Genomic DNA, 26,423 nt, shown 5'->3' on the forward strand with positions numbered 1-26,423 from the left:
GAATTTAGAAAAGTGAAGATTACCTTAGCTTGAGCTTCGATACAATCATGTGGGACAAAAACATGCAAAAGGACATAGAAACTGGCAAAACATCGGCAAAAATAGAATTACACTTTTTAAAAAAGTCTTCTATGTCAGTTTCTCAGCAGCTCGCTTATAAAGCGCTATTAACCGATCAAGAGTTAGAGAGAGTTAGCGGTTTTCGTTCTTTTAGCATGCAACAACAAGCTCTATGGGTGAGGGGGAATTTAAGGGAGCTACTATCAGAATATTCTCAACGTCATCAAATTGCTGAGGTTAAGCCTGGGCAATGGCATTTTGAAAAATTAAAGCATGGCAAACCTTTTATTCAAAACCAGCCGAGCGTCGATCAACATCTTGAATTTAACCTAAGCCATAGTGGTGATTGGCTCTTGATTGGTGTAACTCATCGAGCTGTAAGTGAATCAGAGCTTTTAATGGGAGTAGACATTGAACGTGAAAGGCCAAACACTGATGTAATGGCGATTGCCAAGCGTTACTTTTCTGCTTTTGAGTTAGAACAACTGAATTCTTTAACTAGCGAAGCAGATAAAAGACAACGTTTTTTTGATTTATGGGCGTGTAAAGAATCTTATATTAAAGCAACAGGGAAGGGGTTGGCCACTGATTTAACTAGCTTTAGCTTTGACTTGTCAGGCTATTGTGAAGCAAATGATTTTTCCTCGGTTCCCGTCATTGTACATAATGAATCACTATTAAAAAAAATGGATTGGTCCTGTTACCTCGGCAGAGTTGATAATGATTTTCGATTTGCGCTTAGTGTCGGCTTGTAATCCAATGCCCTAAATGAGTCGTGAATTCATGGTTAAAGATAATTTATCAAACAGCAATTTAATTTTGTATATAATTCGAGCAATAGTTCAAGCTGAAGTAATTAAATGTTATGTCAATGTTTGGTGTTTCTCAAAATCTAAGAGAAGTGGTATTTGAAGCTTTCAGTCAGACTGAACATATACCATCACATGTTGAGTACAATGGACAGAAGTATGTTGTTGAAAGCTATGATTTCGTTAATAAACAATGGCAATTCACGCTAGCTGACCAACAGCAGCCCTTCAAAATTTTTCTTTTTGAAAAGTGCAGACAACAGTATAGGTGCTTAATCAAAAGTGAAGCATCTAAATTAAGTCTTGCTATGAATGATGAAAATATTTTTCCAGTTAAAAAAACAGAAGACTTAGAAGTTGGCAAGTATGTGTTTAATAGGGTTACAAGTATTAATTCGGTTCATAGTGGTGGACAACCTGAACAAGCTTTAGGTGACGTTTGTGACGGATATTCTGACTTTTCAAGTAGAGAAAAGTTTATTTCACATGATGAAGTGGAATCTAATATTTTTCAACCTGTTACACGTGATATGGAAACACAAGCATTGTTAAAAGCAATTAAAGAGGTCCCTATTGCAGAAGAGAGTATTAATGGGTCTTTGAATAATACTTCTTTGAATTCAGTCGAAGGCCCATGTATATGTCCTTTCTCGGGTATTATGCTTAATCATAGGAATGTGATTCAGGTGGCTTTACCCAACCCCAAATGGCCATTAGCCCCTACTTGGCTATCAGTTTCTCGTTCTGGTTTATGTCGAGTGCTAGTTAATGAAAGTAAGAAGTGTAATGGGGTACCCCGATACCAACTAACTGCAGATGACATAAGGAAAGTAACTACAAAAAATGTTGTTGGTACATTGGTACGTCACAGGCTTCAATGGCCTGCGCTTAGCAGGCCATAACACTAAAAAATTAAAACTTATAGTTAAGGTTAATATTAACGTTGCGTCCTGGAGAAGTGTTGTAAGATAGATCTGAATTAGCCTTATGACCTTTCACTCTACTGAACATTACATACTCTTTATCCAATAAATTTTTCGCATTTAGATTGAACGATAGAGCTTCAGAGAAGTTGTAGCTTGCTAGCAAACCGAATGTTGCATAACCCACTGTTTCAGCCATTCTAAATTCTATCTCTAATAATTCCATATTTTTCACAATACTTGTCTTTTTTTCTACCATTAAAGAGCACTCATATTAACTCTATGTGAGCAATATTTAACTTCTTACATTTAATAAGTTATTGAGCTATGTGCTATTTTTTTCTATAGGCTCAATAATTTTATTTAGTTCAGGCTTTAATGAGGAAAGTGTTATGTCAGGCTCTACTGTCGGTAGATCTACGCCAAAAGTTGCACCACAATCAGTAGTGGGTGAAGACAATTCTTTAAAAGAAGAAGCTGCTCATAAACTTAATGGATATCTAGTAAAGCAAGATGAAAATATGGCGAGGAAAGAGACTTCTGCACTACAGGGTGCAATTCAAATGTTAGATTTCCATGAAGCAGATAGTCAGGGAGCAAGAGCAAGTGTAGAAATTGATAAGACAACTGTGCAAGCTGAAGGATTAAATGGATATAAAGCTTCCCCTCAAACAAATACATCAGGCAAAGTTAATTCTTTAAAAGAAGAAGCTGCTCATAAGCTTAATGGATATCCAGTAAAAAAAGATGAAAGTAAGGCGAGGGAAGAGACTTCTGCACTACAGGGTGCAATTCAAATGTTAGATTTCCATGAGGCAAATAGTCAGGGAGCAAGAGTAAAAATTGATAAGACAACTGTGCAAGCTGGAGGATTAAATAGATATAAAGCTTCCCCTCAAACACATACATCAGGCAAAGTTAAATCTGCCAAGCCTGAGGTTACTCCGACAGCATTGAGCAGTAAGACTGAGTCTAACTTTGAAGTAGTGGATAAAGCGAAAAAGTTTTTCGGCATGGTATCTGACACTGCTGCATCAGCAATAAGTTGGTTCTCAAAAGCTAAACCAATACCACAAGAAACTCAGCTTCGAATAAAACAAGCTGATGAAGATGACAATAATCTGGTTTTTGCGCGAGTTGAGGAATATCAAATGCCTTATAATAATTTTAATAAAGCTAGAGCTCATGCTTATCAATTTATGGATAGTGCAAATAACGAGACAAAAGCATTGGCGTCTAACCTTTATATAAATGAGCACAATTTGAAAGAAATATTGCAAGCTAAAGGGGGGGGTAGTCGACGAGGCAGTCGAAAATTCGAGATTAATGTCCGTATATTGGAAGAGTACTTGGAAGAAAATGGACTTGACTATTCTGATGATGTGAGTTTACCGCAACTAGTCAATCTTATGCATTCATTTAACGTTCTTGATGCATTTAATAGTGATAATCAACAACTAGGGGCGATGGAAATAAAAGCTACTGTTGTGCAAGATTTTCATAAACACAGAAAATAAATTTATTTCGAATATATAACAAAAATGTATAACCGAGCAATCGGTAACTTGATTTTTTTGACTATTCCAACTATCCATTGAAGATAATTTCTGAATGGATATCACACATGAATGCAGGTTTGATTCACCGTTTATCTAAGTTCACATTATCTGGGTATATCGGGATGTTTTGTTTAATTGTCGGTTATAACAATATCGTCGATTTTAATACCAACTATCAATTTGTAGTACACGTTTTGTCAATGGATTCCATGCAACCATGGTTTGCTGGCAAACAATTATTTGATAGAGCAATAACTAATCATACTTTATTGCTAGCGGCTTATTGGTTCATTATCATTTTAGAAATCATTGCGGGTGCTGTTATTTCTTTAGGTGTGTTGTTTATGTTTAAAGGGCTTAAAGAGGCCCGAGCAACCTTTGCTAAAGGTCAGGCTATATTTTTAATAGGGTCAACAATAGCCCTGTTTATTTGGTATTTTAGCTTTGCCGTAGTGGGAAGTGAGTGGTTTCAAATGTGGGCGAGTACAGCCAATGCTCAAATGAAAGCTTATACGTTTTCCGCGTTTATCTTATTAGTGATGATTTACGTAATCATTCCTTCTCCGAAAGAATGGGGTGACCTTTAAATAGCGGCATCGAATGGTACGATATTCAATGCCGTTGAGTAGTGTATATACTATTGACGCGCTAAACGTACATTGTCATTTAAGTGCTCAAAATCACTTCGATAAGGATTGATATCCAAGCCACCACGACGAGTATATCGTGCAAAAACGGTCAATTTGCTGCAATTACAGAAACGCTTTAAATCTACAAAAATACGCTCAACGCATTGCTCGTGAAATTCATTGTGTTCTCTGAATGAAATTAAGTAGCGCAATAGTTTCTCACGGTCGATTTTGGGTCCTTGGTAGCGGACCATCAAGCTACCCCAATCTGGTTGGGTAGTGATTAAGCAGTTCGACTTTAAAAGGTTAGAATTCAGAGTTTCAGCAACCAATTGCCCCTCGTCAGTGCTATCCATCAAGTATTTTGCATTGAACTGATAATCATTAACTTCGATATCTAGATCATCAATGCAAGTGCCTGGAAGTGTTGCAATTCTCTGATTACCAAATTGCTTTGGTTCAATAATTTTTACTTCTACATTACCTTGAGCACATTCGGATAAATCCTTGGTCATTACTTTGGCAACATCTTCAACAGAATCAAAACGAGTTTGATTAAACGTGTTGAGGTATAACTTAAACGACTTAGATTCGATTAAGTTTTCAGATTGATAGTCAACATAAAATTCGACAATCGCAACCATAGGTTTACCTTTAGCGTTCAGCCAAGATAGCTCATATCCTGTCCAAACGTCGACGCCATGAAAAGGCAGTTCTGTGGTTAGCTCGATAGCATCCCTATTTAATTTACGTGGAACGGCTTGCAAAACATCAGGGTTATAAATGGCTTCATATTGTGCAGATTGGCCTAAAGTTAACCCTTTGAGTTCTTTTGCTTCGCTGTAGGGATCGTGATTTTGTGTCATCAATACAATTTCCGTGTCAAAATAGAGGGATATTATACTGAATTTTGGGTTGTGCTTAAGTGTCTTGTCTCACTGCTTTAGAAGAATTTTTTAATAGATATCATGATTGTTATCAACAAGCGCTGTCTGAAGCACCGCGTTTTTATCCTATGGGTGAGCAATCTGACTGCATCATAGAGGAATATAAAGGGAACCATGAAAAGTCAGTGCAGTGGAAGCCTGTCAAACGCCAACAAAATGGTAGTTTCTCTAATGTAGAAACAGCATTATCAATCGCGATGCATGCGGATATCAATGCTTTTTATGGTTATTGGTTTTCAGCCCACCTAAACTTTGATTCGCAATGGGGGAATGGTGAGCTTATACAAGCTTGGAATCAAAATGATTTTGAGTTGTTACAACAAAACACTATTGGTCATTTGATGATGAAGCAGAAACTTAAACAACCTTTGACTTGGTTTATCGGCACCATTGAACAAAATGATCAAATGATAACCGTAAATAATGATGATGGCAGTGTGTGGATAGAAACTCCGGGAGAAATTCCTACAATAAAATTAGCTGATTCTTTAGCTGATTTTATATCTGAGATTAAACCAAGAATAATGGCTCCTGAAAAACCACAAATGGCAGAAGAATACATTGAGCATCCGGGAATATTCTCAAGTTTTAAGCGTATGTGGAATAATTTGAGAGGGAAGGCATAGCCTAAATTCAATGCGTCTGTGGAAATAACTAAACTCTTCCACAGAAACATTGTTTTAGAGTTACAAAAAATCCCAAGAAATATTCGAAACAATTCGGCATTTCTCACAGTGAAAGTGGAATAAATCTAACAACGGCTCATCGAGTTTCCAATCTTGGCTGCCGCAGCGTGGGCAAGGGCGATTCTGTTCTTCTTTCAAGCTAGTACCACCTACTCGATATAAATAGTAGTAAGTGGGAATTTTAGTTAAGTATTCTATTCTCCCTCTTATTCCCCAGCCTCTACGACATAAGTCACTGTCAACATTACCAATTTCATAGGCTGAAGCAAATTCGGCTTTAGTTGCAGCCGCCATTTGGATTTCATCGCAAGCTTGCCATTCGGTTTGCCAGCGAATCACTTGTTTGTGATCACCATTAAAGGTGGCTGGAATTTGATATAGAGGTATAGGTTGCAATGTATCACCGCTTCTTAATGGTGAACACATATGCACATAGCTGGTATACAGAAGCTGCCAGCTTGGTTTTTCAGTGGTTGAAGTTTCAGAGTTAATGTCTTGGCCGATAAACTTTTCTCTAGGTGCGAGTATTTTTGCTTCAGTAAGCCCTTCTAACGCATATTTTACCCATGGGCTACTGTGTCTTTGGCTAAGACTGGATTTTTCTGGCACTAATAAGCGACATCTAAATTCACCTTCGTTAAAGGCAACTGCAAATTCCCTGCCCAGTACCTGACCATTGGCTCGTAATGCTTCGAGATAATTGTTAATCGCCTTTTCGGCAATGCTAATAGTAGTGTTGTCAAAACACTCAAATCTTAATTCGATAACGTACATTATTACTGCTTTTCTAACTGTTCTATACGGTTTAATAACAAGGATTGTTGAGATTGTAATTGGATAACTTGCTGCTGGAGTATCTTTATTTGCTCTTCCAGTGAAAGGCTGACTTCTCTGTTTGTTGTCACAACAGTATTTTCATCACTAGCCAATTCCTTAATGTCTTGCTCAGAGAGAGAATTAAATTGTTGCAAACCTTTTAAGATCATCGGCATAGGAATCGTTTTACCTAATTTAGCTTTTAATAATGCCGTGGTAGGTTTTTTTCCTGATGCATAAAGGCGTTTGGCAAATTGAAGAACTTGGTTAATTTCGCTCATAAGTTAGTGCTTTTTACTAAAAATTGTATTTCTTCTATTAATAAAAAATAAAGCGCCTCTATAAAAAGGCTTTAAAATCAATGCGTAAAAGATTTGGCTTATTTCATGCTTAACGGCTTGTGTGAAAGATAGTGAACTTAACACAAAGGAAGTTAAAGATGAAAATAAAAATGTTATTTGCAGCTGTTTTAAGCGTATCTATGTTGTCGGGTTGCGTAGTAAGCATTGGCGGAGATGGCGAGCATAGTAGTTACTCATCAAGCTGGCAAAAAAGACAAAAAGAAAACCGAATGCATATTGCTCAGCTAAAAATGGGGATGGATTATCAACAAGTCATTAATTTAATGGGTAACCCTGATATCAATGAGGCTTACCTTGAAAATAAGGGTGAGTCTAAGCACGAAATTCAAGTCTTATTTTACCGAACTCAGCACATTAGTTCGGATTCGATCACCACTAAAGATGAATGTACACCTGTTGTAATTAAAAATGGTCAAGTAGTGGGTTGGGGTGACAAGGCTTACCAATTGGCGAAGTTTTAATCTCACAAAACATATTACGCTGTAGAGTAATGGCCTCAGTTATAGCAATGAGGCTATTATTTTGTCACAATTTGTTCTAAAAGAGGCATAAAGTAATCTTTTTGATCTTTTATCCCACGCACAGAATGTGACTTTTTAAGTTGTGGTAGTGACTTGTAAAGTATTTGAATTACCTCATGATTATGCGCTTTATGCATTCTTAAAAACGTCATTACGAGCTCTGGATCACATCTTGAGAGTAACTCGCATTTTTGTAAAGCGTTTGAATTTTCTAGAATAATGGCAATTGCGATTGCTGCACGGCGGTTCAGGTCGTTCACTGCATACATAAACCACTGGTTTAAACGTTCTGCCCGTAAATCTATAGGTAAAGAGCTCACCTTTCGAATAAGTGGTTCGTACCGTAATTGCGTAATGTTTGTGTCGCCTTCACTAGAGTGCGTGCTTTGCACTTTTTTGTTAAAGCCAGTATCACTTGAGCTTAAACTTTGGCTTTCAATTTCCATATCCGATCCGCAGCTTTCAACGTCAACGTCGTCAGTATTTTCTGAATCACTAACATCCTGAGAAAGATCCATATCTTGATCATTGATATTTGTTACTACTTGTTCTTGGGGAAGGATAATCGGAATTTTGCTAAAAAAGCACAACTGCTCAAGAGTCACTAATGATCTTTCTATTTGTGGGAGAGACATGGTATCCAATAAGGCGAGCTTGACATTAGGCGCAATGTTTTCAGAGCTGATTAATTCCGATTTTTGCTCAATTGAAAGGAAACCGAGAACCTCACTATTTTTAATAATGTACGGTTCTCCCAACGTTTTTATGTAATCGCATAAATCTTTGATGGGAATAAGTTGAAAAGCCAGTTTTAATTGTTGCCTAGGAAGATCAGGCAGCCAGGAGTGAAACTGACTGTGTTTAAATTGACTGGATAGTAGGTATTCCGATAATACTGATGATTTTACGTAGCTACATACGATAACTCTTATATGCATTGGAGACTCTTCAAGGATCTTTTCAAGCATCGCATTTGAAAGTTTTAGGCATATAACTTTTAAAGCGGGTTTATTATTGGTTGAGTAGAAATTTATGGCTAAGACAGCGAGTTGAGGTACCCATTGACACATTCTATTCAGAATATCTGCAGGGATGACTTTTATGACAGCATTCTGAGAGCGAATAGGTAATAGAATCAAGGATGCATAAAAAATCTTAGGTGAGTCAGTATACCGTGCATATCCTTCTAATAGCCTAATCAGTGCTTTGGCATTTTTGGATTTATCAACTTTCTTTAAGACTCTAGAAAGAGGTAGAGCGGGAATTTCAGGTAAAACGGACTTGAAATCTTGGCATAAATTGGGCAGTTCCAATACAAAATAAGTTAATTTATCGATGTCATCGTTTTCTATCAGTTTCTTACATATATCGATACAAGATTTTACGGATGTAAACGAATTAGTGAATTGGTTGGTTTCAATGAGTTTAAAAATAAGTGGATAATTTTTTTTATAAAGTTCAGCTTCGAAATACCAACGGGCTTGTTCTTCTTTTTGGGATGAAGCACATATTTCATGTAACTCTTGTTGTCTTTCGGTCGTTAACAGGCAATACAACCCATTGATTGTATTTGGCTTTAAACCCGGCGTGTTGTTGGTGGCGCAATTAAAAAAACAAATTAATTGACTTACCGTTAAAGAGGCTAATAGTTTCTTTTTTTCAGCTTGAGATAAAAAATGTGATAACCGATAAAGTGCTAAAGGACTTGATACGACTTGGTAAGGGCTTTCTTTCGCGCAGAATAATAATTGACATATATGTTCTGCAGATTCTTTATCGAGTCTGTGTTTCGCCAGTAAACTTGTGACCCATTCCCTTTTTTCAACGATTGAAGATTGTTGAAAGACCTTTTGAATGAGAGATAAACATGCAGGAGAAAATTCTATTAGGTATAAGTCATGATGCGCTTTGTCTTTTATAACTCGCGAAATATAACGATTGAGAACTGCCGTTTTTGTTATTAGCGAAATCGTATTTGCCGTGGCTGAATTCAGTGAAAAAATTAATTTCTCTTCAGGTATCAGCTTTAAAATCGAAAGAATTTTATTATTTGTAGTTCGGTGAGTTTTGGGTTGTAAGGCAAGCCTATCAAGAAGTGCACCATGACAACTAACACCAAGTTTTGGAATGATATTTTGTTGATGAGGTTCGCTTAACTCAAGAACAAAATCAACCATTGTTGCAGTGTTTAAGCTTTTACATAACTGGACAACCAAGCAACGTCTATCAATATTAAGTTCACTAATGTCAGTGTTTGTATAAGCTGAGACTAAGTCGTCGACAGTTAGCACGCCTGTGACATCTTCGAGTGAATAACCTCGACAATGATTGACAAAAAATAGTGCTTGGTTGAGTGAAAGGTACTGCTTAATATTCACCATTACTTGGTCGAGTATACCAGCCTTATTTTCAGACCGTTGAAGTAAAGCGATTAAACTGTGGGTTGCTGCTTGTAGGTAGGTAATTTTTAATTGACTATTTTGTGTGGCACAAGAGAATCTGAAAAGAGTTGATACTGGGAATTGTGTAAAAAAACTTCTTAGGTTGCACTCATTGGTAAGAGCGATATTTTTTACGTCAATAATTGAGAGTTGTTCGCAGGAATGTTGGAACGCATTCAGGAGCTCTTCACATCCTTGTATGGCCTCAATAAATTCAGCTAGATTGTACTGACAATCACGGCATCGTCTACGTTCAGAAAATATTAATAGGATTTCTTTGCATAACTCCTTTTGACGCTCAAAAGGAATAGAGCGCAATAACATATTAACGGAGTTTAAAGGCATGTTTGATAGATAACTAGCCGCAAGTTTTACAGGGCAGTCCGGTGATGACACAAGATACTCAAACATTCGGCATGACATATTTTTAGGGTTTAAAGGCGTTGATAAGCGAAATTCGCCTTCTTCTGTTATTGAGTTGAAAAAACTCAATAAGTATTTAGTTTCTACTTGATGCTCTACGACTATGCTGTTTTCTGAGCAATGCAAAGAAACATGATATGTCTGTCCTCCCGTTTGAAACTCGCAACTCAAATCAACTGATTTATCACATTCGACCTTCGCTAAGTCGTCTCGAAAATTACACAATGCGTGTCTAGCATTAAATGGAAGGAGAGGAAATTTGCAGTCAGCAGCCATAAGATACTAATATATAAGAATTTTTACTATTTTAACCTAAGACTCTTTTTGGTGAAGTTAATAATCATTCATGCTGATTTAACGGGTTCATTTCTATCCTTGATTAAGCTCTATGTTATCGGTTTAGATTGAGAGCATGGGTTTAAACGTTCTAAATTTGCACTTTTCTATCAACTTGATACATTGATAAAACCATACACTTTATCGAGACTCGTAGAATGGATACTCAAGTGATAGAGAAGTGCCGTGCTGTTTACCTTACCGCTGAAGACCTGAGAATTGCCGCCTCTATTTTATATAACGCCTATTATGACGACCCTTTCTTTATTGAAGCCTTAGGCAAAGACAATGAAGTAAGTTATCAAGAAAAATTGCGTGCAGCGATTCGAGAGGAACTCCACACCTTATGGAAACAAGAACAAGCTTTAATTGGGTTCTTTGACGGCGAGCGTATGTTAGGTGTTGCTTGCGTTATGACTCAAGATGTTCCTTTAGGTGAGGATAGAGTTTGGGATTGGAAATTAAAAATGGTGTTAAGTGCTGGTTGGGGCTCGACTCAAGCCATCATGCAAAAAGAGTCTCATATGCTTCAACTCCTACCAAGTAGACGTTGTGGAATACTCCAATTTATCGCTGTTTCACCAAATGAACAAAACAAAGGATTTGGTCGCACTTTAGTTAATGCCGTTCTAAGTTGGTGTGATGAGCAGCCAGGCGTTGATGGTATAGGTGTGTTTGTTACGAAAGAAGCACATTATGAGCTCTTCATTAATACGGGGTTTGAGCAATTATCTTCAATTAACATCAATAATGTTGAAGGTGATCTGTTATTTCATAGGCCTTAACTGGTTATAAATTAGGTTGTATATCATTCAGAGCCTAAATTTTTAATAGGCTCTCGAACCTCGATGAATGTTTTTAATATCAAAAGTCTGATCGCCTTGTGAGATATGTCTTACATTGTCGTGAGATTACCTAGAGACTTACTTGAGTGGTATTTCTTATCTAAAATATTGCATCAATAAAAACTCTATATATTTCATGGTGATAGAATTAAAGCTCTAATTTAACATACAAACAACACACATTTGAAATTGTTACTAATGAGTTTTCACTCTGTTTTTGAGGGTTAAATTTCATAGAATAGCTCCAACAAAGAAAAGGACTTCTTACTAAAGTAAGCAAAGGATTTGGGAGCAAGGATTGCTTCAAAGCAATGGAATGCTTTACTTATAGATTAAAAATTTATGTTTTGATTGAGCAGAGTTTAAGTTTTAGTTCTATAGTTTAATTGAGGTTGCACTGATACGGAAGTTGTATCAAGGATGTAAATGGAATAGTTGGCATGGAAGCAGTTAATAAGGATAGTTAACAGCATGGATGACAACAAGGAATTTCAGTTACACGGACAGTTGATTACAGTGAAGTATTGATTGTAAATCACGGATAGACTTTCTCAAGGATGAATCTGGACACGCTCAGGATAGAGCATGCTTGGTCAAAGGAAAACCAAGGAAAAGGATTGTACGAAAGTACAAGGATTCAAGGAAGGGTCATGGATGTGGTAACGCATGGATGCAACTTATACGCATGGATGGTGCAGGGAGCACAATAATAGCGGGATAGCTTAACAGAGAACAAAGGGGCGTAATCGCAAGATTACGCCCCTTCTTTTTGTGTTTTCTACCTTCGCAAACTACAACTACCGATCTTCCCTCGGTTTGTTGGAGCTTGTTGCCATTCAGGTTCAGGGAATACTGGCCAATCAACAGATAAAACTCTGTTATGAAGCATGATGAAGTTGGCTTGGTGTTGATCAATTCCATCAGTGCTGAATTCTAAGATAAAGTTTGCTTTCCAACATAAGCCTGTATTGCCGCCAAATGAAGGGCGAGCAGATGACATAGCAACTGTTAACATCTGAACATTTTGCTTTGCTGCTTCTCTTTCAGCAAATAAACGACTGTTTTCAGCCATTTGTCGAAGTTGCCAAAAAAAAGCGGCAATCAAAAAAATGGCCAAAATCAACAGTAAATCTATCATTGTTATTTAATCCTTTAACGGAAGGTAGTTCTTGAACTACCAATCCAGTTTAAATTTTTATTAGTGACTTGTTGCTTTAAACAATCCACCAATAGCTTTTGATAATGTTTCACTTCGCTGTGGATTTCTTAGTTCACCCAGCATAGCATTTCGTAACTGCGGTATCGCTACTAAATCTGTAAAAACTTGGTTGAAAAACGTTTGTGATTGCAGTGCTAGTGCTTCTAAATAAGCCAAACGTATTTGCTCATTAGACAATACCGACCAATTTCTTGCTGCAATCGTTACCAAAATTGAATCAAGGCTGAGCTTTCGTTGTTTTATCAAATGCATTACTGCTTTTTGAGAGTAATCTTTATGGCTTGCTAAAGCTCTTAATAAAGGTAGAGTTAAATCTTCAAATGAGTTAACAAAAGCATCATAAATGAGCTTTGCTATATCATCAGAAATATCCATGTGCTCAAGGCATTGACACAAGGCTCCTTGTACTTCAATAGCACTATTTTCCAATCCATTTAAAATGTGTTGTTCATGATCCAGTTGTTTCGCTCTCACACACACATCAGCTATACCTTGTAGACCAATATACTCCCAATTTTCTTTCGGCATTTGACCAGATAAATATTGAATGGCTGATTCATATTGAGATGAAGCGGGTAAACCTAACTGCTTTCTTACAAGGGCATTGAATACGGCGAGCTTTTCTTGGCTTGGTTTAAAGCTAAATGGGTTATTCGCTAACGCTTGCTGCTGTTGTTCAGTTAGTGGTTGTGTTGGATCGCGTCCAAGCGCTTCTAAAATCATTTGGATGAATTGAGAGCGAGCGGCTGGAACAAACAAACCTCGTTCGTCTAACGCTAGCTTAATAAACCAAATATAAGGTTGTTTGTTTTCATTCCAAAAGACTACTGCAAATTGCGCATGACCTTGAATTGGATATGGATAAGGCGCTTTAAGAGACTCAATTTGATGAAACGCCATTATGTCGATATGTTGGACGCGTCGACCTAAATCATAGATTTGAAATTGAGTTTGAGCAGTAGTTAAAAATTGGCTTAGGGTGGTGATTTCTGTCATTTTGGATACTCAAAAAACGAGTGGATTTATCTTTGACTGGATAAACCTGTAATTCGTATGTTGTTTCTTACTTAGAATATGGTTTCTTTTAATGTGAAAACAATAGCTATAGCTGTGTTTACCTGTTTTCTACACATTAACGTTTAGCTGCGGCATATTGAAGTATTTTGAATTTAAGTGCAAATAATCTTTAAATTACAGTGAGGTGTAGTTATACCTTGGCCTGTGTAGAGCTTTAGTTTGGTATATTGTATTATTTTTGCTTGCCTAGTTTTAAGTTTTAGTAACTTTAAAGTAATACTGTGGGGCCTTGAGGTGGGCTTATATTAATTAATATTGTGTCGTCCCCTTGGTTTTTCCAATAATCAGGATTGCACGTGAACTCAGGGCGACTGAAATTGACTCCAGCCTTTTCTGTGACAATTTTATATTTACCTGATGGAACATTTATAAAGAGAACACCGCCATCTTCAGTGGTCTCTGTGAGGCCGGGAATTGGCAGGGTTTTGCCATCTAGTATTCCAAAATAAAAAATCTTATCATTGCTCTTTTGGTGAATCGAAGAGTCAAGATTTACAAGATATGCTGTAGCATTGGGCTCACCTTGTGGATCATCGTCTAGAGTCTTGTTGTAAGCTGTTATCGTCGTTAATACCTGGCAGTAGCCAGCTTTTATTTTTGTCTTAGCATCTAATTCGACGGCATGCTTAAATAGCCACCACAAGTAAGTATTAATGGGTTGCCATGAAATAAGATTGTGATCGCCAGTATATCCCTTATCTGTTATGTGAAATGTTCCCGACTGACTTGTTTTATAGCCTTTGTGGGTAAATAAAATACTTAAGTCATCACCCGTTTGATAATCGAAATGGTAAAGACGTCCATCATATTGGCTGTTAATTGGGGTTTGTGTATTGAGATCGTATATTTGAACTTGGCTTAGAGGGTGATAGCTACCCGCTGGCTCAGCATAGATGTCTATCGGAGCTGCATCAGTGTATGAGATACAGTTGCAAATTAGGCCTAATGCGCAGATTGATTTGACTGTTTTCATATTTTCATTCGACAGTAAAACCGAGGATTCATCCTAACAAGCATTCAGTTTACTCACCACATATAGTGAAGAAAAATTAATTCATATCCTGCCATGGGCGGTTACATTCAGCGTTATATTCACAGTTGTTTTATTTGGCGAGCATGCAAGCTTTTTGCTTCTTTGAGGTACAGAATGAGGTTTGGAGAAAGTTCATTGCTTTCATTAGCCAAAACCCATTCCAATTGCGCTTTTAATACAATTTCTTTATTTTGTTCACTTGTTTCTTTAGATAGAATAGGGGCAATACGGAGAGATTGTGCTAATTGATGAATGAACGCACCTTCAAGAATAGCAGCTTTCATTCCTTCATTGCGTAAAATGTCCTTCCTCAAACGATAGGCTTTTTTATAGTCCTGTTTTATAAGCTTGTGGAGTTCAAATAAACAAAGAGCTTCTTCAGGCGAAATTGATTGAGTTCTCCTTGAAGCAGAAGCTAATAAGCTGTCAACCTGAGCTATATTCCAATTTTTTTGTTTGATTGCTTTGGTTTTAGTTAAACGGCTTAAAGTGCTTTGATCAAGTGTATAGTTAACTTCTTTTGCCCACTTTATAAAATCTCTTTGCTCTTGGGTAAGATATCTATGCCTATTTTTAGGATTATTTTCATCCACTTTTTCAACTAGTTCTCCTTGGGGATATAAAGTGCCATTCATGAAAATGGGAGTTGTAGGTTGATACTCCGTTGTGGTTACTGGAGAGAGTTGTTCTCCTAACGATAAAATTTTTGAGACTGCAGGTGGTGTGCTTGCCGATGAAATTGCATAGAATGAGTTCAGTTGGGCTTCAAATTGTCGTGCACCTTCCGACCTTGCAACGACAATAGGTGATGATTCACTTGCAAAGATTGATTTAAAAAAGAACACTAATTTGTCAAGCAAAGACCTCTCATCAACAACATGAAAACATTCACCTCTTACTCTTTTTACATCAAATGATTTAATACGGTGAGGTCCTGTTTTTGAAGGGTTTATAAAGTAGCACGTGTCTTCATAGCTTCCTGTTGATTTAATTTGACTGTTACTTTTTTCCATTAGAATTTTTGCTGTGGCTTTAAAAGCTGTGTCTAGATCTGGAAATGGTTTTTGAGATGGTGGGACTGACATTTGAAATTCACAAATTGGCATTCATCATGTCTTAATTATAGTTATTTTTGAATTTTTCAGAACCTTATTGGAAATAGTTAATGTTTAACATTCCGTTTTTTAATATATCCGGATTTAATGCCTCGTCCCTAGAGTGATTTAATTTTGCCTATATTTTTTGTCATCTCTGCGTAGGTAAGTCTAGGGCAAACACATGCATCAGACTTGCCTAGGGGGTGTTCCCAATTAAAGACTTTTTGATTTGTTACAGCCTAAAATTTGCAAAATCAAGGCACGAAGAATGAAGTTTAGCGGGCTAAACGAAAGATGAGTAACGCAGAGTTTGCAAATTTTAGGCGTAACCCGAAGGGCTGCGTTTCTTTTGTGTTTAAACTGCGTTGTCAAATGTTTATGTAGAGTAACTACACTGCACATTTTCCGCCTTGTTTAACCACAAAATTAACTGCAGCAAATCAAAAATCTAATTGGGAACGCCCCCTAGGCAGGAGTGGCAGATATGCTAAATGAGATATGTTACCGCTTTTAATTAAGTAGCAGCTTTCATTTTTGCAACAAACTTACTGAGCTCGGTGAGCATGACATCTGGCTTTGTTACATTTGTTTCGATAATTTTTACCACTGCAGAGCCAGAAATTGCCCCTGCAGCACCAGATGCTATCGCCTGACTGACTTGCTCAGGTTTGGATATGCCAAAGCCTAAAATAGCTGGTGATGCATTATGTCGCTTAAGGCTAGATAAAATGTGCTCGATTGGCATTCCAGCTTGAGTTTCAGTGCCTGTTACTCCAGCGCGTGAAAGTAGATATGTGTAGCCTTCACCAATTTCACTAATGTGCTTAAGCAGTTCTTCATCTGCATTCGGTGGAGCGATAAATATGGGGGCAATGTCATGTGCTTTGGCAATTTGCTTAAACTCGGTGGATTCTTCAACAGGTACATCAGCGATTAACACTGAATCAACGCCTGCTTGTTGGCAATCGGTATAAAAATTATCTATTCCGTTGCTATAAACCAAATTTGCGTAGGTTAGTAGCCCCATAGGTATGTTTGGAAACTCTGATCTAATTTGAGCTAATAATTCAAAACAATCTTTGGGTGTAACCTCTGCATTTAAGGCTCGAAGATTAGCGCCTTGTATTACAGGTCCATCAGCAAGAGGATCAGAAAATGGCAGTCCTAACTCTAAGGCATCTGCTCCAGCTTCTATCAAGGTTTTGATCACCTTGTATGATTGGTTTAAATCAGGATCACCAATAGTAACAAAAGGAATGAACGCACCCTGTTGTTTAACTTGTAAATCCTCGAAAGCTTTTTGATATCGAGTTTGGCTCATGGTTTATTCCTCAAGGATTGACGTTTGATTTTCAAGAAGTTTGGATACGGTAAAAATATCTTTATCACCACGACCAGATAAATTCACAACAAGGAGAGTTTCTTCTGTTGCTTGCTGCGCCATCTTATAGGCATAAGCTAAAGCATGTGATGATTCTAGCGCAGGAATAATACCTTCAGATTTGGCTAATAATTGAAATGCGTCTAGTGCTTCGTCATCAGTAGCAGAAACATAAGTTCCACGACCTGAAGCATGAAGCTCTGCATGTTGAGGACCTACAGAGGGAAAATCTAGACCCGCAGAGACAGAATAAGACTCTTCTATTTGACCATGCTCATCTTGCATCAGGGGTGATTTCATACCAAAGAAAATCCCTGTCCTTCCTTGGGTTAATGGTGCGCCATGCATAGGGGTATCAATACCTTTCCCCGCAGGCTCTACACCAATTAAAGCTACGTCTTTTTCTTTTATGAAGTCAGCGAACAATCCAATAGCATTAGACCCACCACCCACACAGGCGATGACGGCATCAGGTAATTTACCTTCTTTTTCTAAAATTTGTTGCTTGGTTTCTTCGCCGATCATTTTTTGAAATTCTCGAACGATCGTCGGATATGGATGAGGGCCAGCAGCGGTACCGAGTAAGTAGTGGGCTTTATCGTAATTGCCAGTCCAGTCACGCATGGCTTCGTTACAAGCATCTTTTAAAGTTGCAGCACCAGACGTCACTGGTATTACTTCAGCTCCCATTAATTTCATACGGAATACATTCGGAGATTGACGCTCTACATCTTTTGCGCCCATATACACTTTGCATTTCAAGCCAAGTAAAGCACAGGCTAAGGCTGTTGCTACGCCATGTTGCCCCGCACCAGTCTCGGCAATAATTTCATTTTTTCCCATACGTTTAGCTAACAAAGCCTGACCAAGAACCTGATTGGTCTTATGAGCACCACCATGAAGTAAATCTTCTCTTTTTAAGTAAATTTTCACTTTGGGGTTAGGGCTAAAATTTCGAGTTAAAGTGAGCGCAGTAGGGCGGCCTGCATAATCTTTTAGTAATCCCAGAAACTCTTGTTGAAATTCAGGATCTGATTGTGCATCAATAAAAGCTTGTTCAAGCTGTTGTAGTGCTGGCATTAAGGTTTGTGGAACAAATGCGCCACCAAACTCACCGAAATAAGAATCCAATTTAAATGTTGTCATGGTGATTCAGGCCTTAGTAATTTCTTAATGTAGTAAATACGTGTTGGATTTTATGGGCATCTTTTATACCGGCAGATACTTCAACACCAGAGTTGAAGTCTAATCCGTAAAATCCTTGATTCATGGCTTCAGCAGTATTTTCGGGAGTCAATCCACCTGCTAACCAAGCGTCAGCTTTATCTTGTATGGCAAGGTTCCAGTTAAATGTGTTTCCAGTACCACCAAATTGTTCTTTATTTTTGGTATCCAAGAGTAATCGATCTGCATTATCAGCTATGTAGTGAAGTTGATCATTTTCATCTATTGCTACGGCTTTGGTTACTTGGGTCGATAGATCCGCAATAGCCAGTCTTGCTTTGAGCTGCTGAATAAATTCGGATGTCTCCTTTCCATGAAGTTGAATCGAGTGTAAACCTAAACGTTGACTAAGAGAGACTATTTCATTAATGCTTTGGTCAACAAACACACCCACAAATTTCAGACTTCTTTGAGCATGACGATGATGCTCGGCAATAGCCGCAGCGGTTTCAGGTGAAATATACCGAGGGGATTTAGGAGTAAAAATAAACCCGATATGAGTCGCTCCAGCATTGGCTGCAGCAGAGCTGTCTTCTATACGAGTAATACCGCAAACTTTGTTGTTGCCGTATACCAATTGGCGACAAGCAAGGTCTAAATCAGCCTCAGCCATTAATGAGCTTCCTACTAAAAAGCCATTAACCAATGGGGAAAGTTGTTTCACTTGCTGGTGAGTATAAATGCCTGACTCGCTAATAATTACTCTGTCTTTGCTGATCTTCGGTGCAAGTTTGGTGGTGGTTTCTAAATTGGTGGATAGGTCTCGCAAGTTACGATTGTTGATACCTATGATTGCAGAGCCTAAATCCAGAGCACGTTGCAGTTCTTCCTCAGTAGAAACTTCGGTCAAGATATCTAATTTGTATTGTTCTGCGACATTGGATAGACGTTTGTATTCCTCATTACTTAATACCGACAGCATTAATAAAATAGCATCAGCACCATGATGTGCCGCTAATTTGATTTGGTATGGATCAACAATAAAGTCTTTACACAAGATTGGTTGATTCACTAGGTTACGAACAATGGCTAGATTTTCAAAACTGCCTTGAAAAAACTGCTCGTCAGTTAATACTGAAAGGGCACTGGCGTAGCGTCGGTAGATGCTGCAAATTTCGCCTAGATGAAAATCATCACGGATCAAACCTTTTGATGGGCTGGCTTTTTTGCACTCTAAAATGAAGCTTGTTGGCTCTTGCTTGAGTGCATCAAACAAGCTTCTTAAAGAGATTTCGGGTTGCAACTTAGATTCGGGATAACGCTTTTTAAGTTGCTCAATATGCTCAGCTTTTGTGGCAACAATTTTTTGTAAAATAGTGGACATGCTTACTTCTCCGAACTTTCGATAAGCTGAGTGAGTTTTGTAAAACCAGCATCAGTATTTAATATTTCTAAGGCTTGTTGTACGCCTATTTGAATGTTATCGGCTAACCCGCTTAGATAAATGGCGCAGCCAGCGTTTGCCGCAACGGCAGATTTGTGCGCTTCACTTCCATTACCTGATAAAATTTTACGGCTAATGCTGGCGTTTTGTTCAGGCGTTCCACCTATCAATGCTTCAATCGGGTAGGTAGGCAACCCTAACGACTCCGGTGTGAGTTGATATTCAGTCAATTCACCGTGACTAACTTCTGATACTTGAGTTGTGCCATGAATCGCAACTTCATCTAAACCGCTTCCGTGAACAACCATGGCTCGTTTTACATCTAGTGCGAGCAATACTTTAGCGATGGGTTGAACTAACTTTGCATCATAAACGCCAAGCAAAATAGCATCGGGTCTTGCTGGGTTTACTAAAGGACCTAGTAGGTTAAATATGGTTCGGGTTTTTAACCCTTGTCTTACCGTAGCTGCGTGTTTAAACCCACTATGATACGTTGGAGCATATAAAAAGCTGATCCCTGTCATGGATAATAACTGGCTCGCAGTTTCAGGAGATACGGTAACATCGACCCCTAATTGGGTTAATACATCAGATGAGCCTGATTTACTTGAAACTCCTTTGTTTCCATGTTTGGCAACCTTTGCTCCTGCCGCGGCCACAACAAATGCTGCAGTAGTGGAAATATTAATAGTATTAAAACCATCGCCACCCGTACCAACGATATCAACAATGTTGCAAGCTTTGTTTCGCTCAAAAGGGGTTGCATGTGCAATAGATGCATCAACAGCACCACAAATTTCGTCAATGGTTTCCCCACGAATTTTGATGGCCGTCAATAAGCCTGCTAATTGAATATCACCAATTTGATTGGTAATGATGGCCTCAAAAACGTATTTCATCTCCTCACGGCTAAGAGCTTGTCCCTTAAACACTTTCTGTATTAATGCTTGGCTATTATTCATTTTACTCTCCTGAAAAAGTGATCAAGTAATTAAGGGATTGAGTTAATAATTCACTACCACGAGTGGTTAAAATTGACTCTGGATGAAACTGAAAACCAATGACTGGGAGTTGTTTATGAACAATTGCCATCGGCAAGCTTTCGGTATAAGCGATGACCTCTAGGCAACTAGGAACTTGAATCGCAACCAAACTGTGATAACGAGCAACAGGTAGCGGGGAGGGCAATTTATCAAATACTCTATGCATGGTGTGATGGATTGGACTGGCTTTACCGTGAACCGCTTTCGGAGCTTTATCCACTTTACCACCATAATGTTCGACTAAGGCTTGATGTCCCAAACAAATTCCTAGAATGGGTAATTGTCCAGAAACCATATCGATTAATGTCATCATACTGCCAGCATTTTTAGGTGTTCCTGGGCCAGGTGAAAGTACTAGAATGGCATCATTATCTGAAAGTATTTTCTTAGCAAGGTACTCAGCAGGTAAATCATTTCTATAAATATAAACTTGATGTCCCAAGCATCGGAATTGATCGACCAAGTTGTAGGTGAACGAGTCAAAGTTATCTAATAAGTAAATGTTCATAGTCCACCTCCAAGTTGGATAGCTGAAATTACGGCTTGAGCTTTTTGTCGCGTTTCGTCGGCTTCAGCTTGAGGGTCTGAGTCAAACACAACTCCAGCACCAGCTTGGATGTGAGCCATATCATCTTTAACATAGGCAGAACGGATCACAATGCAGGTATCCATATCGCCATGAGAGTTTATGTAGCCAACGGCTCCTCCATAACTGCCACGGCGTTGTTTTTCAACTTCTCTAATTAATTGTGTTGCCTTAATTTTGGGCGCGCCTGTTAACGTGCCCATATTCATACAGGCTTGGTAGGCATGAAGAGCATCAAGTTGAGGCTGAAGTTGCCCAGTAACACGGCTAACAAGGTGCATCACATGCGAGTATCGGTCAACTTTAAGTAGTTCAGGCACTTTACGAGTTCCAGCTTGGCTGATTCGTGCAATATCATTGCGCCCTAGATCTACTAGCATCAAATGTTCAGCTAGCTCTTTTTTGTCTAATCTAAGCTCGAGCTCAATACGGCAATCTAAATCAGAATCAATGTTGCCAAGTTCATCTTTGCCACGTTTTCTTGTGCCAGCAATAGGATAAATTTCAACTTGATTGGTATCTTTTTCATATTTGAGCGCACTTTCAGGTGAAGCGCCAAATAAAGTGAAATCCTCCCCGCGAAAATAAAACATATATGGGCTTGGGTTGGTTTGTTTTAAAGAACAATAAGCACCAAGTGGGTTTGGACACGGCAAGCTAAAACTGCGAGACGGTACAATTTGAAAGATGTCTCCTTCAACAATATGCTGTTTAAGCTCAATAACATGCTGTTTAAATGTGTCATCGCAGATGTTTACTTTGATATCGGCATTAACATTTTTTTTGGAGATTGACTCTGGTTTTTCATTTGAAAGTTGAATTATTTCCAGAGTTCTATCAGCTAACTTTTTGGTATTAGCTTCGGAAAAATTAAATGAATAGGTGGTCAAGTAGGCCTGTTTTTGAGTGTGATCTAAAGTGATTAATTGCTCTGCAAGATAAAAAACATAATCAGGAGTTTGGTTATCACCTTGCTCTACTTCTGGTAAGGACTCGGTGCAAGCAATCAAATCAAAAGAGAACACTCCACCAAGAAATATCGGTTCTTGCGAGGAAGCAGGATTGTCAAAGCTTAAAATAGCACGAAGTCCATCTAATGGAGACTGAGAAAGTAATTTTTGATCTTCATCTAAAATTTCATCAGTTGCTTCGATAGTAATGGTTAAACGCTTATTTGTTATTTGATGATTTAGTCCTGAAAATTTGGACGCTAAGAATGGTAACAAGCTTTGAGTATTTTCTGTAAGAGCGTCAAAGGTTAATGATTGCTGTTCACAACGTATCATCATTGCAGCGTCAGTCATTATTAGGCTTTTTAAGTGAGCTTTGCTATCAATTTCAGCAGATTCTAAAAGCATTGAGTGGCTTCGATTTTTAGTAACTAACTGATACAAGCTTAAGGGATCAGTTTGATAACTAATCTTATTATTCACGACTGAAAACTGAGTCTCACTTTTCATTTGTTGCACCTATTTATAAAATTTAAATAACAAAAAAGCCCGCTATGAGCGGGCTTTTTTGTTGAATTCTGTTAGCTTTATTTTGCTTGCACAGCTTCACACCACCCGCGTTTGAGGGAGTGCCACCACCAGTTGATGATTTGAATAGCTGCGTTTAAGTTCATGAATAAAATACTAAAATAAAGTTAAAATGTATTTATAGGAAACACTAGCTAGTACTAAGTGTCAACCTTTTTTATACTTTTTGAATTTTTAAAGTTGCTGTTTTTCAGTTAATGATTTGATATGTATGGTTTTTTAGATATTTTTAAATAGTTTATTTGTCATACTTTTTTCTTAAAATACCATCAAAGTATTGGGTGTCATTGGGCCGTTCTTCAAAATTATCTTCAAAATCATCTCGGCAATTCGGATTGCAAAAGCCAACAATATAACCACGATATTCAGTTAGCGAATCTTCTTTTACTGCCTTGCCAGAGCGTGGGCAAAAGTTATTGATTGTTTTTGATGCCATATTAATCAAGTCCTATATGTTTTACATTTGAAAAGATATAGCCTTAATCCATTTGAAGATACTAAGATTGGTACTTCGAATCTTATACAGATAATTCATTGGAGGCCAGAGCATGGATGTTTAGCTCTAATGTCTCGTTTACGATGTTAGATTAGAGTGTTTAATATCTATGCAATTGATAATTTTGTCAACTTAACACTTGGGAAAGCGTATAAGATCTTTTTTAGCCTTTCAAAGTGAAAGTCTCAAATTATCATCCACTTTGAATTGATAGTGTTTTTGGGTAAGAGGGCAGATAAATTCTAATGAGACTGCTTGAAGCTGCAAATCTCTTGCTTCATCTCCACTAATACCGTGCAATCTATCTCCCACAATAGGGTAGCCGAAGCTGCTTAAGTGCTTGCGGATTTGATGTTTCCTACCTGTAAGCAATTTTATACCCACTAAAGAATATTGGTGGTTCATTGTCACAAATGAAAACAGGCTGGAGGAGGGTTTACCATCTACAGGCTGATCTACCAAATAGTCATCAGGGATTTCAGAAAAATCACCATGAACAATGGCTTGATAACGTTTATCTACTTTTCTAGATTGGAACATCTCAGAAAATAAACGCGCCGCATTCTTTGTATGGCAAAGTAAAATTAATCCAGAGGTTGCTCTATCGAGCCTATGAACTAAAAATACCGAGCGTTCATTTTCACAGGTTATTTTATGGAAGTTAATCTCAACCCATCGGTTTATACTAAGGTGATCAGCCCAGTGACTACCTTGGCAGTTAAGCCCATATGGTTTAAACCATACACTGAAAACATCGCCATCAAATATCAAAGAAGGAGCTGGTGGGGATTGCTCTAGTAGTTGAAGGTTGTAATTTAATTCTAATTTATCGCCGGGTAATAATGGTTTGCTAGCTCTTCTTAGACGTTGCTTATTTTTTCCCCTTGATAGCCACACAGCGCCTTTTTGCATAGCATCTTTTATTTGTGCTTGAGAGAGCTTAGAAGAGGAAGCCAAGATTTGACTTGGTTTGCATTGGTAATTGCTACTGTCGATTTGCAGAGCAAGTTCAAGTATATCCATTATTGCAACAAGTAAGAGAGCGGGCGCTTATTATATACTTATTGAGGCTATTTTTTTCAAAATATTAGGGCGTGTTGATCTTTCGTGATTGTTTTTGCAGCGATAAATTGGTTATCTTATGCAAGGCAGAATTTGTGCGGTGTAGTTACTCTACATAAACAAACGATAACGCAGCAGAAGTGACCAATTTACGCTGTCTTCGATGATTTTGAGCACTTCCTGTTCGGTGTTGTGACCAGCTTACTTAGATGACTAAGCGTCGCTGCTCACGCCTTGAACAGAAAAGTGCTCAAATAGCACAAAATTTAATTCTGAAGGATCAACACGCCCTAGTTTATCCAAAAAGGTATTTGACGCTTGGACCACTTAGCAAATGCCATCTTTTCTCCAATATAAAAGTTTCTGTATGCTGCAACAGGATCGTTAGCCACTTTGTATTGGTCTGGCATCGCTTGAGGAAACGGCGTTAAGCCTTTGCAATCAAACTTATATTCTTCGATTTTTGTTAATACAGAAATTGATTTGTGATCATCTAGTTTGTCGAATCGAAATTTATACTCACTGTTAAGCTCAAGAGCTAATTTATTAAGCCATTCAAAATTATCGTAAGATTCTTCTACCCATAATACACAGGGATGTTTGATATGAGTTGATTTATAAGGAGTATCAAACCCCTTTTTATTTAGAGCGGTACAAAGTAACTGAACGCTCTCAAGGATCATTTTTATTACATGCTGATCGCAATGATATTCAGCACATTTTTTTATATCTGTATCAAGGACAAAAATATTCATATTGCTAGCTTACTTAATGAATAACTTGAAAATTAGTATAATGCTGAAAAATTTTAACTGAGATAAAAAATGTGAATATTTTTATAAGGAGCTTAGAATATAATGACGAAGACTAACGAGTGACCTGCTGGAGTGCTTGTTATGTTGCTGGCTCCCCATCGAATGCTTCGGTTGCTTCTTTCTTGATATTCTTGAATTCTTCAGCGGTTATTTTTCCTGATTCTAGCTCAGACATTGCATTTGAAATTTTTGCACGGTAATCCATCTCCAACATTCCTAAAATATGTCCATATTTTTCTTTGGTTATTCTTCCAATATTTAATTCTTTTAGTGCTAAGGCTTCACTCCATTGCAACCCAGAGGGAGCTTCAGGTATTGTAAAATCTATCGAAGAAAGAGCTGTATCCTTTAACAAGTATCCTTGTTTTATTGCTCTTTGTGCACATTTATAGTTATAGTAATCAACCATATGAGATGCTGCTCGCCACTCAATAAACGCATGGCGGCATGTTTTCGTTAAACTAGGTGTTTTAGCATGCTTCAGCTCTACTGTTTTCATCGAGCAAGACGTTAGACTAGTAATGATCGATACGTAAAATATATTTTTAATTGTCTTCATTTTTATACGCATACCTTTACAACATAACGCCAAAATCAGGAGCGCCGTAGGCGTCACCTGGAATTTCTTGTTAGGAGCCGGGGTTTGATTTATCTGGTGTGTCATTACAAATTGCACAACTACGACCTTTTTTAGAATGGTAGAGTCTTGTGCAGATAAAAACACTTGTTGCTATAAATGACCAAATTGCTGCTGACAAAATAGCTTTGTTGGTTTCATAGTCTTTGAAATAATAAATTACGGCTAACAACAAAAAGACAACTGTAAATACGGTAGTTGCTCGAACAAGCCAAAATTTGAATCCCATGATGAAATTTCCCTTTTCAATTTAGGCACCTAACGCCGCATTAAGCGGAAAATGGTTGTTGGCTATAATTTTGGAGCGCAGCGGAAAAAGCCAACAAGTATTTTTCCGGCTTGAATGCCTTGTTATGCGAAGTTACTTTAAACCTAGTAGGTTTGGGCACGCAATACCCTTGAATATTTTTTACTGCCACGACCAATTGCAAGTGACTATTTGAGCCATTTTTTGTAAGCAAACAAGCTAATGGC

General features: G+C 37.9%; 28 protein-coding genes. 7 read left to right on the top strand and 21 right to left on the bottom strand.

What is annotated here, in order from left to right; all coding sequences use genetic code 11:
• Nucleotides 1-62 precede the first annotated feature (62 nt).
• On the top strand, nucleotides 63-815 hold the full coding sequence (locus AC1EU0_RS12550) for a 4'-phosphopantetheinyl transferase family protein (protein ID WP_480302801.1): 753 nt from the start codon (nucleotides 63-65) through the stop codon (nucleotides 813-815).
• Nucleotides 816-931: 116 nt separating this feature from the next.
• Complete coding sequence (locus AC1EU0_RS12555) at nucleotides 932-1,771, top strand: hypothetical protein (protein WP_480302802.1); 840 nt, start codon at nucleotides 932-934, stop codon at nucleotides 1,769-1,771.
• A 10-nt stretch (nucleotides 1,772-1,781) separates the two neighbouring features.
• On the opposite strand, the gene AC1EU0_RS12560 is transcribed toward AC1EU0_RS12555, so the two are convergent.
• Nucleotides 1,782-2,018, bottom strand: coding sequence for a hypothetical protein (locus AC1EU0_RS12560; RefSeq protein WP_480302803.1), 237 nt, complete (start codon nucleotides 2,016-2,018; stop codon nucleotides 1,782-1,784).
• A 166-nt stretch (nucleotides 2,019-2,184) separates the two neighbouring features.
• On the opposite strand from AC1EU0_RS12560, the gene AC1EU0_RS12565 reads away from it, so the two are divergent.
• Both AC1EU0_RS12565 and AC1EU0_RS12570 read left to right on the top strand, forming a co-directional pair.
• Nucleotides 2,185-3,309, top strand: coding sequence for a hypothetical protein (locus tag AC1EU0_RS12565; RefSeq protein ID WP_480302804.1), 1,125 nt, complete (start codon nucleotides 2,185-2,187; stop codon nucleotides 3,307-3,309).
• Nucleotides 3,310-3,416: 107 nt separating this feature from the next.
• The gene (locus AC1EU0_RS12570; RefSeq protein ID WP_480302805.1) at nucleotides 3,417-3,938 is read left to right on the top strand and encodes a DUF2165 family protein; all 522 of its coding nucleotides are present in this window, start codon (nucleotides 3,417-3,419) and stop codon (nucleotides 3,936-3,938) included.
• A 50-nt stretch (nucleotides 3,939-3,988) separates the two neighbouring features.
• Here AC1EU0_RS12570 and queF read toward each other — a convergent pair whose 3' ends face one another.
• Entirely contained in the window at nucleotides 3,989-4,846 is an 858-nt protein-coding gene (queF, locus tag AC1EU0_RS12575) for an NADPH-dependent 7-cyano-7-deazaguanine reductase QueF (protein WP_480302806.1), read from the bottom strand.
• 59 nt (nucleotides 4,847-4,905) lie between these two features.
• Here queF and syd point away from each other — a divergent pair, with 59 nt between their 5' ends.
• On the top strand, nucleotides 4,906-5,553 hold the full coding sequence (gene syd, locus AC1EU0_RS12580) for a SecY-interacting protein (protein WP_480302807.1): 648 nt from the start codon (nucleotides 4,906-4,908) through the stop codon (nucleotides 5,551-5,553).
• A gap of 60 nt (nucleotides 5,554-5,613) precedes the next feature.
• On the opposite strand, the gene AC1EU0_RS12585 is transcribed toward syd, so the two are convergent.
• Together AC1EU0_RS12585 and AC1EU0_RS12590 are read right to left on the bottom strand one after the other, a co-directional pair.
• A complete protein-coding gene (locus tag AC1EU0_RS12585) occupies nucleotides 5,614-6,387 on the bottom strand; it encodes a Zn-ribbon-containing protein (RefSeq protein WP_480302808.1) in 774 nt (257 codons plus the stop codon).
• 2 nt (nucleotides 6,388-6,389) lie between these two features.
• On the bottom strand, nucleotides 6,390-6,710 hold the full coding sequence (locus AC1EU0_RS12590; protein ID WP_480302809.1) for a hypothetical protein: 321 nt from the start codon (nucleotides 6,708-6,710) through the stop codon (nucleotides 6,390-6,392).
• A 158-nt stretch (nucleotides 6,711-6,868) separates the two neighbouring features.
• Here AC1EU0_RS12590 and AC1EU0_RS12595 point away from each other — a divergent pair, with 158 nt between their 5' ends.
• Nucleotides 6,869-7,252 (top strand): DUF3192 domain-containing protein, encoded by a 384-nt coding sequence (locus AC1EU0_RS12595; RefSeq protein ID WP_480302810.1) that lies wholly within the window; start codon nucleotides 6,869-6,871, stop codon nucleotides 7,250-7,252.
• A gap of 56 nt (nucleotides 7,253-7,308) precedes the next feature.
• Here AC1EU0_RS12595 and AC1EU0_RS12600 read toward each other — a convergent pair whose 3' ends face one another.
• A complete protein-coding gene (locus tag AC1EU0_RS12600; RefSeq protein WP_480302811.1) occupies nucleotides 7,309-10,452 on the bottom strand; it encodes a hypothetical protein in 3,144 nt (1,047 codons plus the stop codon).
• Nucleotides 10,453-10,670: 218 nt separating this feature from the next.
• Between AC1EU0_RS12600 and AC1EU0_RS12605 the strand changes: the two genes are divergently transcribed.
• Nucleotides 10,671-11,297, top strand: a complete 627-nt coding sequence (locus tag AC1EU0_RS12605) for a GNAT family N-acetyltransferase (protein ID WP_480302812.1) — start codon at nucleotides 10,671-10,673, stop codon at nucleotides 11,295-11,297.
• An 838-nt stretch (nucleotides 11,298-12,135) separates the two neighbouring features.
• Here AC1EU0_RS12605 and AC1EU0_RS12610 read toward each other — a convergent pair.
• From AC1EU0_RS12610 to AC1EU0_RS12685, 16 genes are all read right to left on the bottom strand, one after another.
• Nucleotides 12,136-12,495 carry a DUF3301 domain-containing protein gene (locus AC1EU0_RS12610; RefSeq protein WP_480302813.1) on the bottom strand — a complete coding sequence of 120 codons (360 nt, stop codon included), beginning with the start codon at nucleotides 12,493-12,495 and terminating at the stop codon, nucleotides 12,136-12,138.
• Nucleotides 12,496-12,555: 60 nt separating this feature from the next.
• Entirely contained in the window at nucleotides 12,556-13,572 is a 1,017-nt protein-coding gene (locus tag AC1EU0_RS12615) for a DUF3549 family protein (protein ID WP_480302814.1), read from the bottom strand.
• A gap of 289 nt (nucleotides 13,573-13,861) precedes the next feature.
• Entirely contained in the window at nucleotides 13,862-14,626 is a 765-nt protein-coding gene (locus AC1EU0_RS12620) for a hypothetical protein (RefSeq protein ID WP_480302815.1), read from the bottom strand.
• Between the two features lie 119 nt (nucleotides 14,627-14,745).
• Nucleotides 14,746-15,771: a hypothetical protein gene (locus tag AC1EU0_RS12625; RefSeq protein WP_480302816.1), complete on the bottom strand. Its 1,026-nt coding sequence runs from the start codon at nucleotides 15,769-15,771 to the stop codon at nucleotides 14,746-14,748.
• Nucleotides 15,772-16,297: 526 nt separating this feature from the next.
• Nucleotides 16,298-17,104, bottom strand: a complete 807-nt coding sequence (trpA, locus tag AC1EU0_RS12630; RefSeq protein WP_480302817.1) for a tryptophan synthase subunit alpha — start codon at nucleotides 17,102-17,104, stop codon at nucleotides 16,298-16,300.
• 3 nt (nucleotides 17,105-17,107) lie between these two features.
• Nucleotides 17,108-18,310, bottom strand: a complete 1,203-nt coding sequence (gene trpB / locus AC1EU0_RS12635; protein WP_480302818.1) for a tryptophan synthase subunit beta — start codon at nucleotides 18,308-18,310, stop codon at nucleotides 17,108-17,110.
• A gap of 13 nt (nucleotides 18,311-18,323) precedes the next feature.
• The gene (gene trpCF, locus AC1EU0_RS12640; protein ID WP_480302819.1) at nucleotides 18,324-19,712 is read right to left on the bottom strand and encodes a bifunctional indole-3-glycerol-phosphate synthase TrpC/phosphoribosylanthranilate isomerase TrpF; all 1,389 of its coding nucleotides are present in this window, start codon (nucleotides 19,710-19,712) and stop codon (nucleotides 18,324-18,326) included.
• A gap of 2 nt (nucleotides 19,713-19,714) precedes the next feature.
• Nucleotides 19,715-20,734 (bottom strand): anthranilate phosphoribosyltransferase, encoded by a 1,020-nt coding sequence (gene trpD, locus AC1EU0_RS12645; protein WP_480302820.1) that lies wholly within the window; start codon nucleotides 20,732-20,734, stop codon nucleotides 19,715-19,717.
• Nucleotide 20,735: 1 nt separating this feature from the next.
• The gene (locus AC1EU0_RS12650) at nucleotides 20,736-21,323 is read right to left on the bottom strand and encodes an aminodeoxychorismate/anthranilate synthase component II (protein ID WP_480302821.1); all 588 of its coding nucleotides are present in this window, start codon (nucleotides 21,321-21,323) and stop codon (nucleotides 20,736-20,738) included.
• Entirely contained in the window at nucleotides 21,320-22,861 is a 1,542-nt protein-coding gene (locus AC1EU0_RS12655; protein WP_480302822.1) for an anthranilate synthase component 1, read from the bottom strand. The genes AC1EU0_RS12650 and AC1EU0_RS12655 overlap by 4 nt, the downstream gene beginning before the upstream one ends.
• A 316-nt stretch (nucleotides 22,862-23,177) precedes the next feature.
• Entirely contained in the window at nucleotides 23,178-23,375 is a 198-nt protein-coding gene (locus AC1EU0_RS12660) for a YHS domain-containing protein (RefSeq protein ID WP_480302823.1), read from the bottom strand.
• A gap of 231 nt (nucleotides 23,376-23,606) precedes the next feature.
• The gene (locus AC1EU0_RS12665; RefSeq protein ID WP_480302824.1) at nucleotides 23,607-24,458 is read right to left on the bottom strand and encodes an RluA family pseudouridine synthase; all 852 of its coding nucleotides are present in this window, start codon (nucleotides 24,456-24,458) and stop codon (nucleotides 23,607-23,609) included.
• A 329-nt stretch (nucleotides 24,459-24,787) separates the two neighbouring features.
• Nucleotides 24,788-25,252, bottom strand: coding sequence for a pyrimidine dimer DNA glycosylase/endonuclease V (locus AC1EU0_RS12670; RefSeq protein WP_480302825.1), 465 nt, complete (start codon nucleotides 25,250-25,252; stop codon nucleotides 24,788-24,790).
• A 139-nt stretch (nucleotides 25,253-25,391) separates the two neighbouring features.
• Nucleotides 25,392-25,811 (bottom strand): hypothetical protein, encoded by a 420-nt coding sequence (locus AC1EU0_RS12675; RefSeq protein ID WP_480302826.1) that lies wholly within the window; start codon nucleotides 25,809-25,811, stop codon nucleotides 25,392-25,394.
• 130 nt (nucleotides 25,812-25,941) lie between these two features.
• A complete protein-coding gene (locus AC1EU0_RS12680) occupies nucleotides 25,942-26,178 on the bottom strand; it encodes a hypothetical protein (RefSeq protein ID WP_480302827.1) in 237 nt (78 codons plus the stop codon).
• 40 nt (nucleotides 26,179-26,218) lie between these two features.
• A partial coding sequence (locus AC1EU0_RS12685) for a hypothetical protein (protein ID WP_480302828.1) occupies nucleotides 26,219-26,423 on the bottom strand: 205 nt, incomplete at its 5' end.

The organism is Parashewanella sp. 2210YD4-3, assembly GCF_056591735.1.

Bases quoted from the DNA above. Each gene is read 5' to 3' on its own strand.
- AC1EU0_RS12550 (WP_480302801.1), top strand. From the start codon at position 63: ATGCAAAAGGACATAGAAACTGGCAAAACATCGGCAAAAATAGAATTA.
- AC1EU0_RS12555 (WP_480302802.1), top strand. From the start codon at position 932: ATGTTTGGTGTTTCTCAAAATCTAAGAGAAGTGGTATTTGAAGCTTTC.
- AC1EU0_RS12560 (WP_480302803.1), bottom strand. From the start codon at position 2,018: ATGGAATTATTAGAGATAGAATTTAGAATGGCTGAAACAGTGGGTTAT.
- AC1EU0_RS12565 (WP_480302804.1), top strand. From the start codon at position 2,185: ATGTCAGGCTCTACTGTCGGTAGATCTACGCCAAAAGTTGCACCACAA.
- AC1EU0_RS12570 (WP_480302805.1), top strand. From the start codon at position 3,417: ATGAATGCAGGTTTGATTCACCGTTTATCTAAGTTCACATTATCTGGG.
- queF (WP_480302806.1), bottom strand. From the start codon at position 4,846: ATGACACAAAATCACGATCCCTACAGCGAAGCAAAAGAACTCAAAGGG.
- AC1EU0_RS12585 (WP_480302808.1), bottom strand. From the start codon at position 6,387: ATGTACGTTATCGAATTAAGATTTGAGTGTTTTGACAACACTACTATT.
- AC1EU0_RS12590 (WP_480302809.1), bottom strand. From the start codon at position 6,710: ATGAGCGAAATTAACCAAGTTCTTCAATTTGCCAAACGCCTTTATGCA.
- AC1EU0_RS12595 (WP_480302810.1), top strand. From the start codon at position 6,869: ATGAAAATAAAAATGTTATTTGCAGCTGTTTTAAGCGTATCTATGTTG.
- AC1EU0_RS12600 (WP_480302811.1), bottom strand. From the start codon at position 10,452: ATGGCTGCTGACTGCAAATTTCCTCTCCTTCCATTTAATGCTAGACAC.
- AC1EU0_RS12605 (WP_480302812.1), top strand. From the start codon at position 10,671: ATGGATACTCAAGTGATAGAGAAGTGCCGTGCTGTTTACCTTACCGCT.
- AC1EU0_RS12610 (WP_480302813.1), bottom strand. From the start codon at position 12,495: ATGATAGATTTACTGTTGATTTTGGCCATTTTTTTGATTGCCGCTTTT.
- AC1EU0_RS12615 (WP_480302814.1), bottom strand. From the start codon at position 13,572: ATGACAGAAATCACCACCCTAAGCCAATTTTTAACTACTGCTCAAACT.
- AC1EU0_RS12620 (WP_480302815.1), bottom strand. From the start codon at position 14,626: ATGAAAACAGTCAAATCAATCTGCGCATTAGGCCTAATTTGCAACTGT.
- AC1EU0_RS12625 (WP_480302816.1), bottom strand. From the start codon at position 15,771: ATGTCAGTCCCACCATCTCAAAAACCATTTCCAGATCTAGACACAGCT.
- trpA (WP_480302817.1), bottom strand. From the start codon at position 17,104: ATGAGCCAAACTCGATATCAAAAAGCTTTCGAGGATTTACAAGTTAAA.
- trpB (WP_480302818.1), bottom strand. From the start codon at position 18,310: ATGACAACATTTAAATTGGATTCTTATTTCGGTGAGTTTGGTGGCGCA.
- trpCF (WP_480302819.1), bottom strand. From the start codon at position 19,712: ATGTCCACTATTTTACAAAAAATTGTTGCCACAAAAGCTGAGCATATT.
- trpD (WP_480302820.1), bottom strand. From the start codon at position 20,734: ATGAATAATAGCCAAGCATTAATACAGAAAGTGTTTAAGGGACAAGCT.
- AC1EU0_RS12650 (WP_480302821.1), bottom strand. From the start codon at position 21,323: ATGAACATTTACTTATTAGATAACTTTGACTCGTTCACCTACAACTTG.
- AC1EU0_RS12655 (WP_480302822.1), bottom strand. From the start codon at position 22,861: ATGAAAAGTGAGACTCAGTTTTCAGTCGTGAATAATAAGATTAGTTAT.
- AC1EU0_RS12660 (WP_480302823.1), bottom strand. From the start codon at position 23,375: ATGGCATCAAAAACAATCAATAACTTTTGCCCACGCTCTGGCAAGGCA.
- AC1EU0_RS12665 (WP_480302824.1), bottom strand. From the start codon at position 24,458: ATGGATATACTTGAACTTGCTCTGCAAATCGACAGTAGCAATTACCAA.
- AC1EU0_RS12670 (WP_480302825.1), bottom strand. From the start codon at position 25,252: ATGAATATTTTTGTCCTTGATACAGATATAAAAAAATGTGCTGAATAT.
- AC1EU0_RS12675 (WP_480302826.1), bottom strand. From the start codon at position 25,811: ATGAAAACAGTAGAGCTGAAGCATGCTAAAACACCTAGTTTAACGAAA.
- AC1EU0_RS12680 (WP_480302827.1), bottom strand. From the start codon at position 26,178: ATGGGATTCAAATTTTGGCTTGTTCGAGCAACTACCGTATTTACAGTT.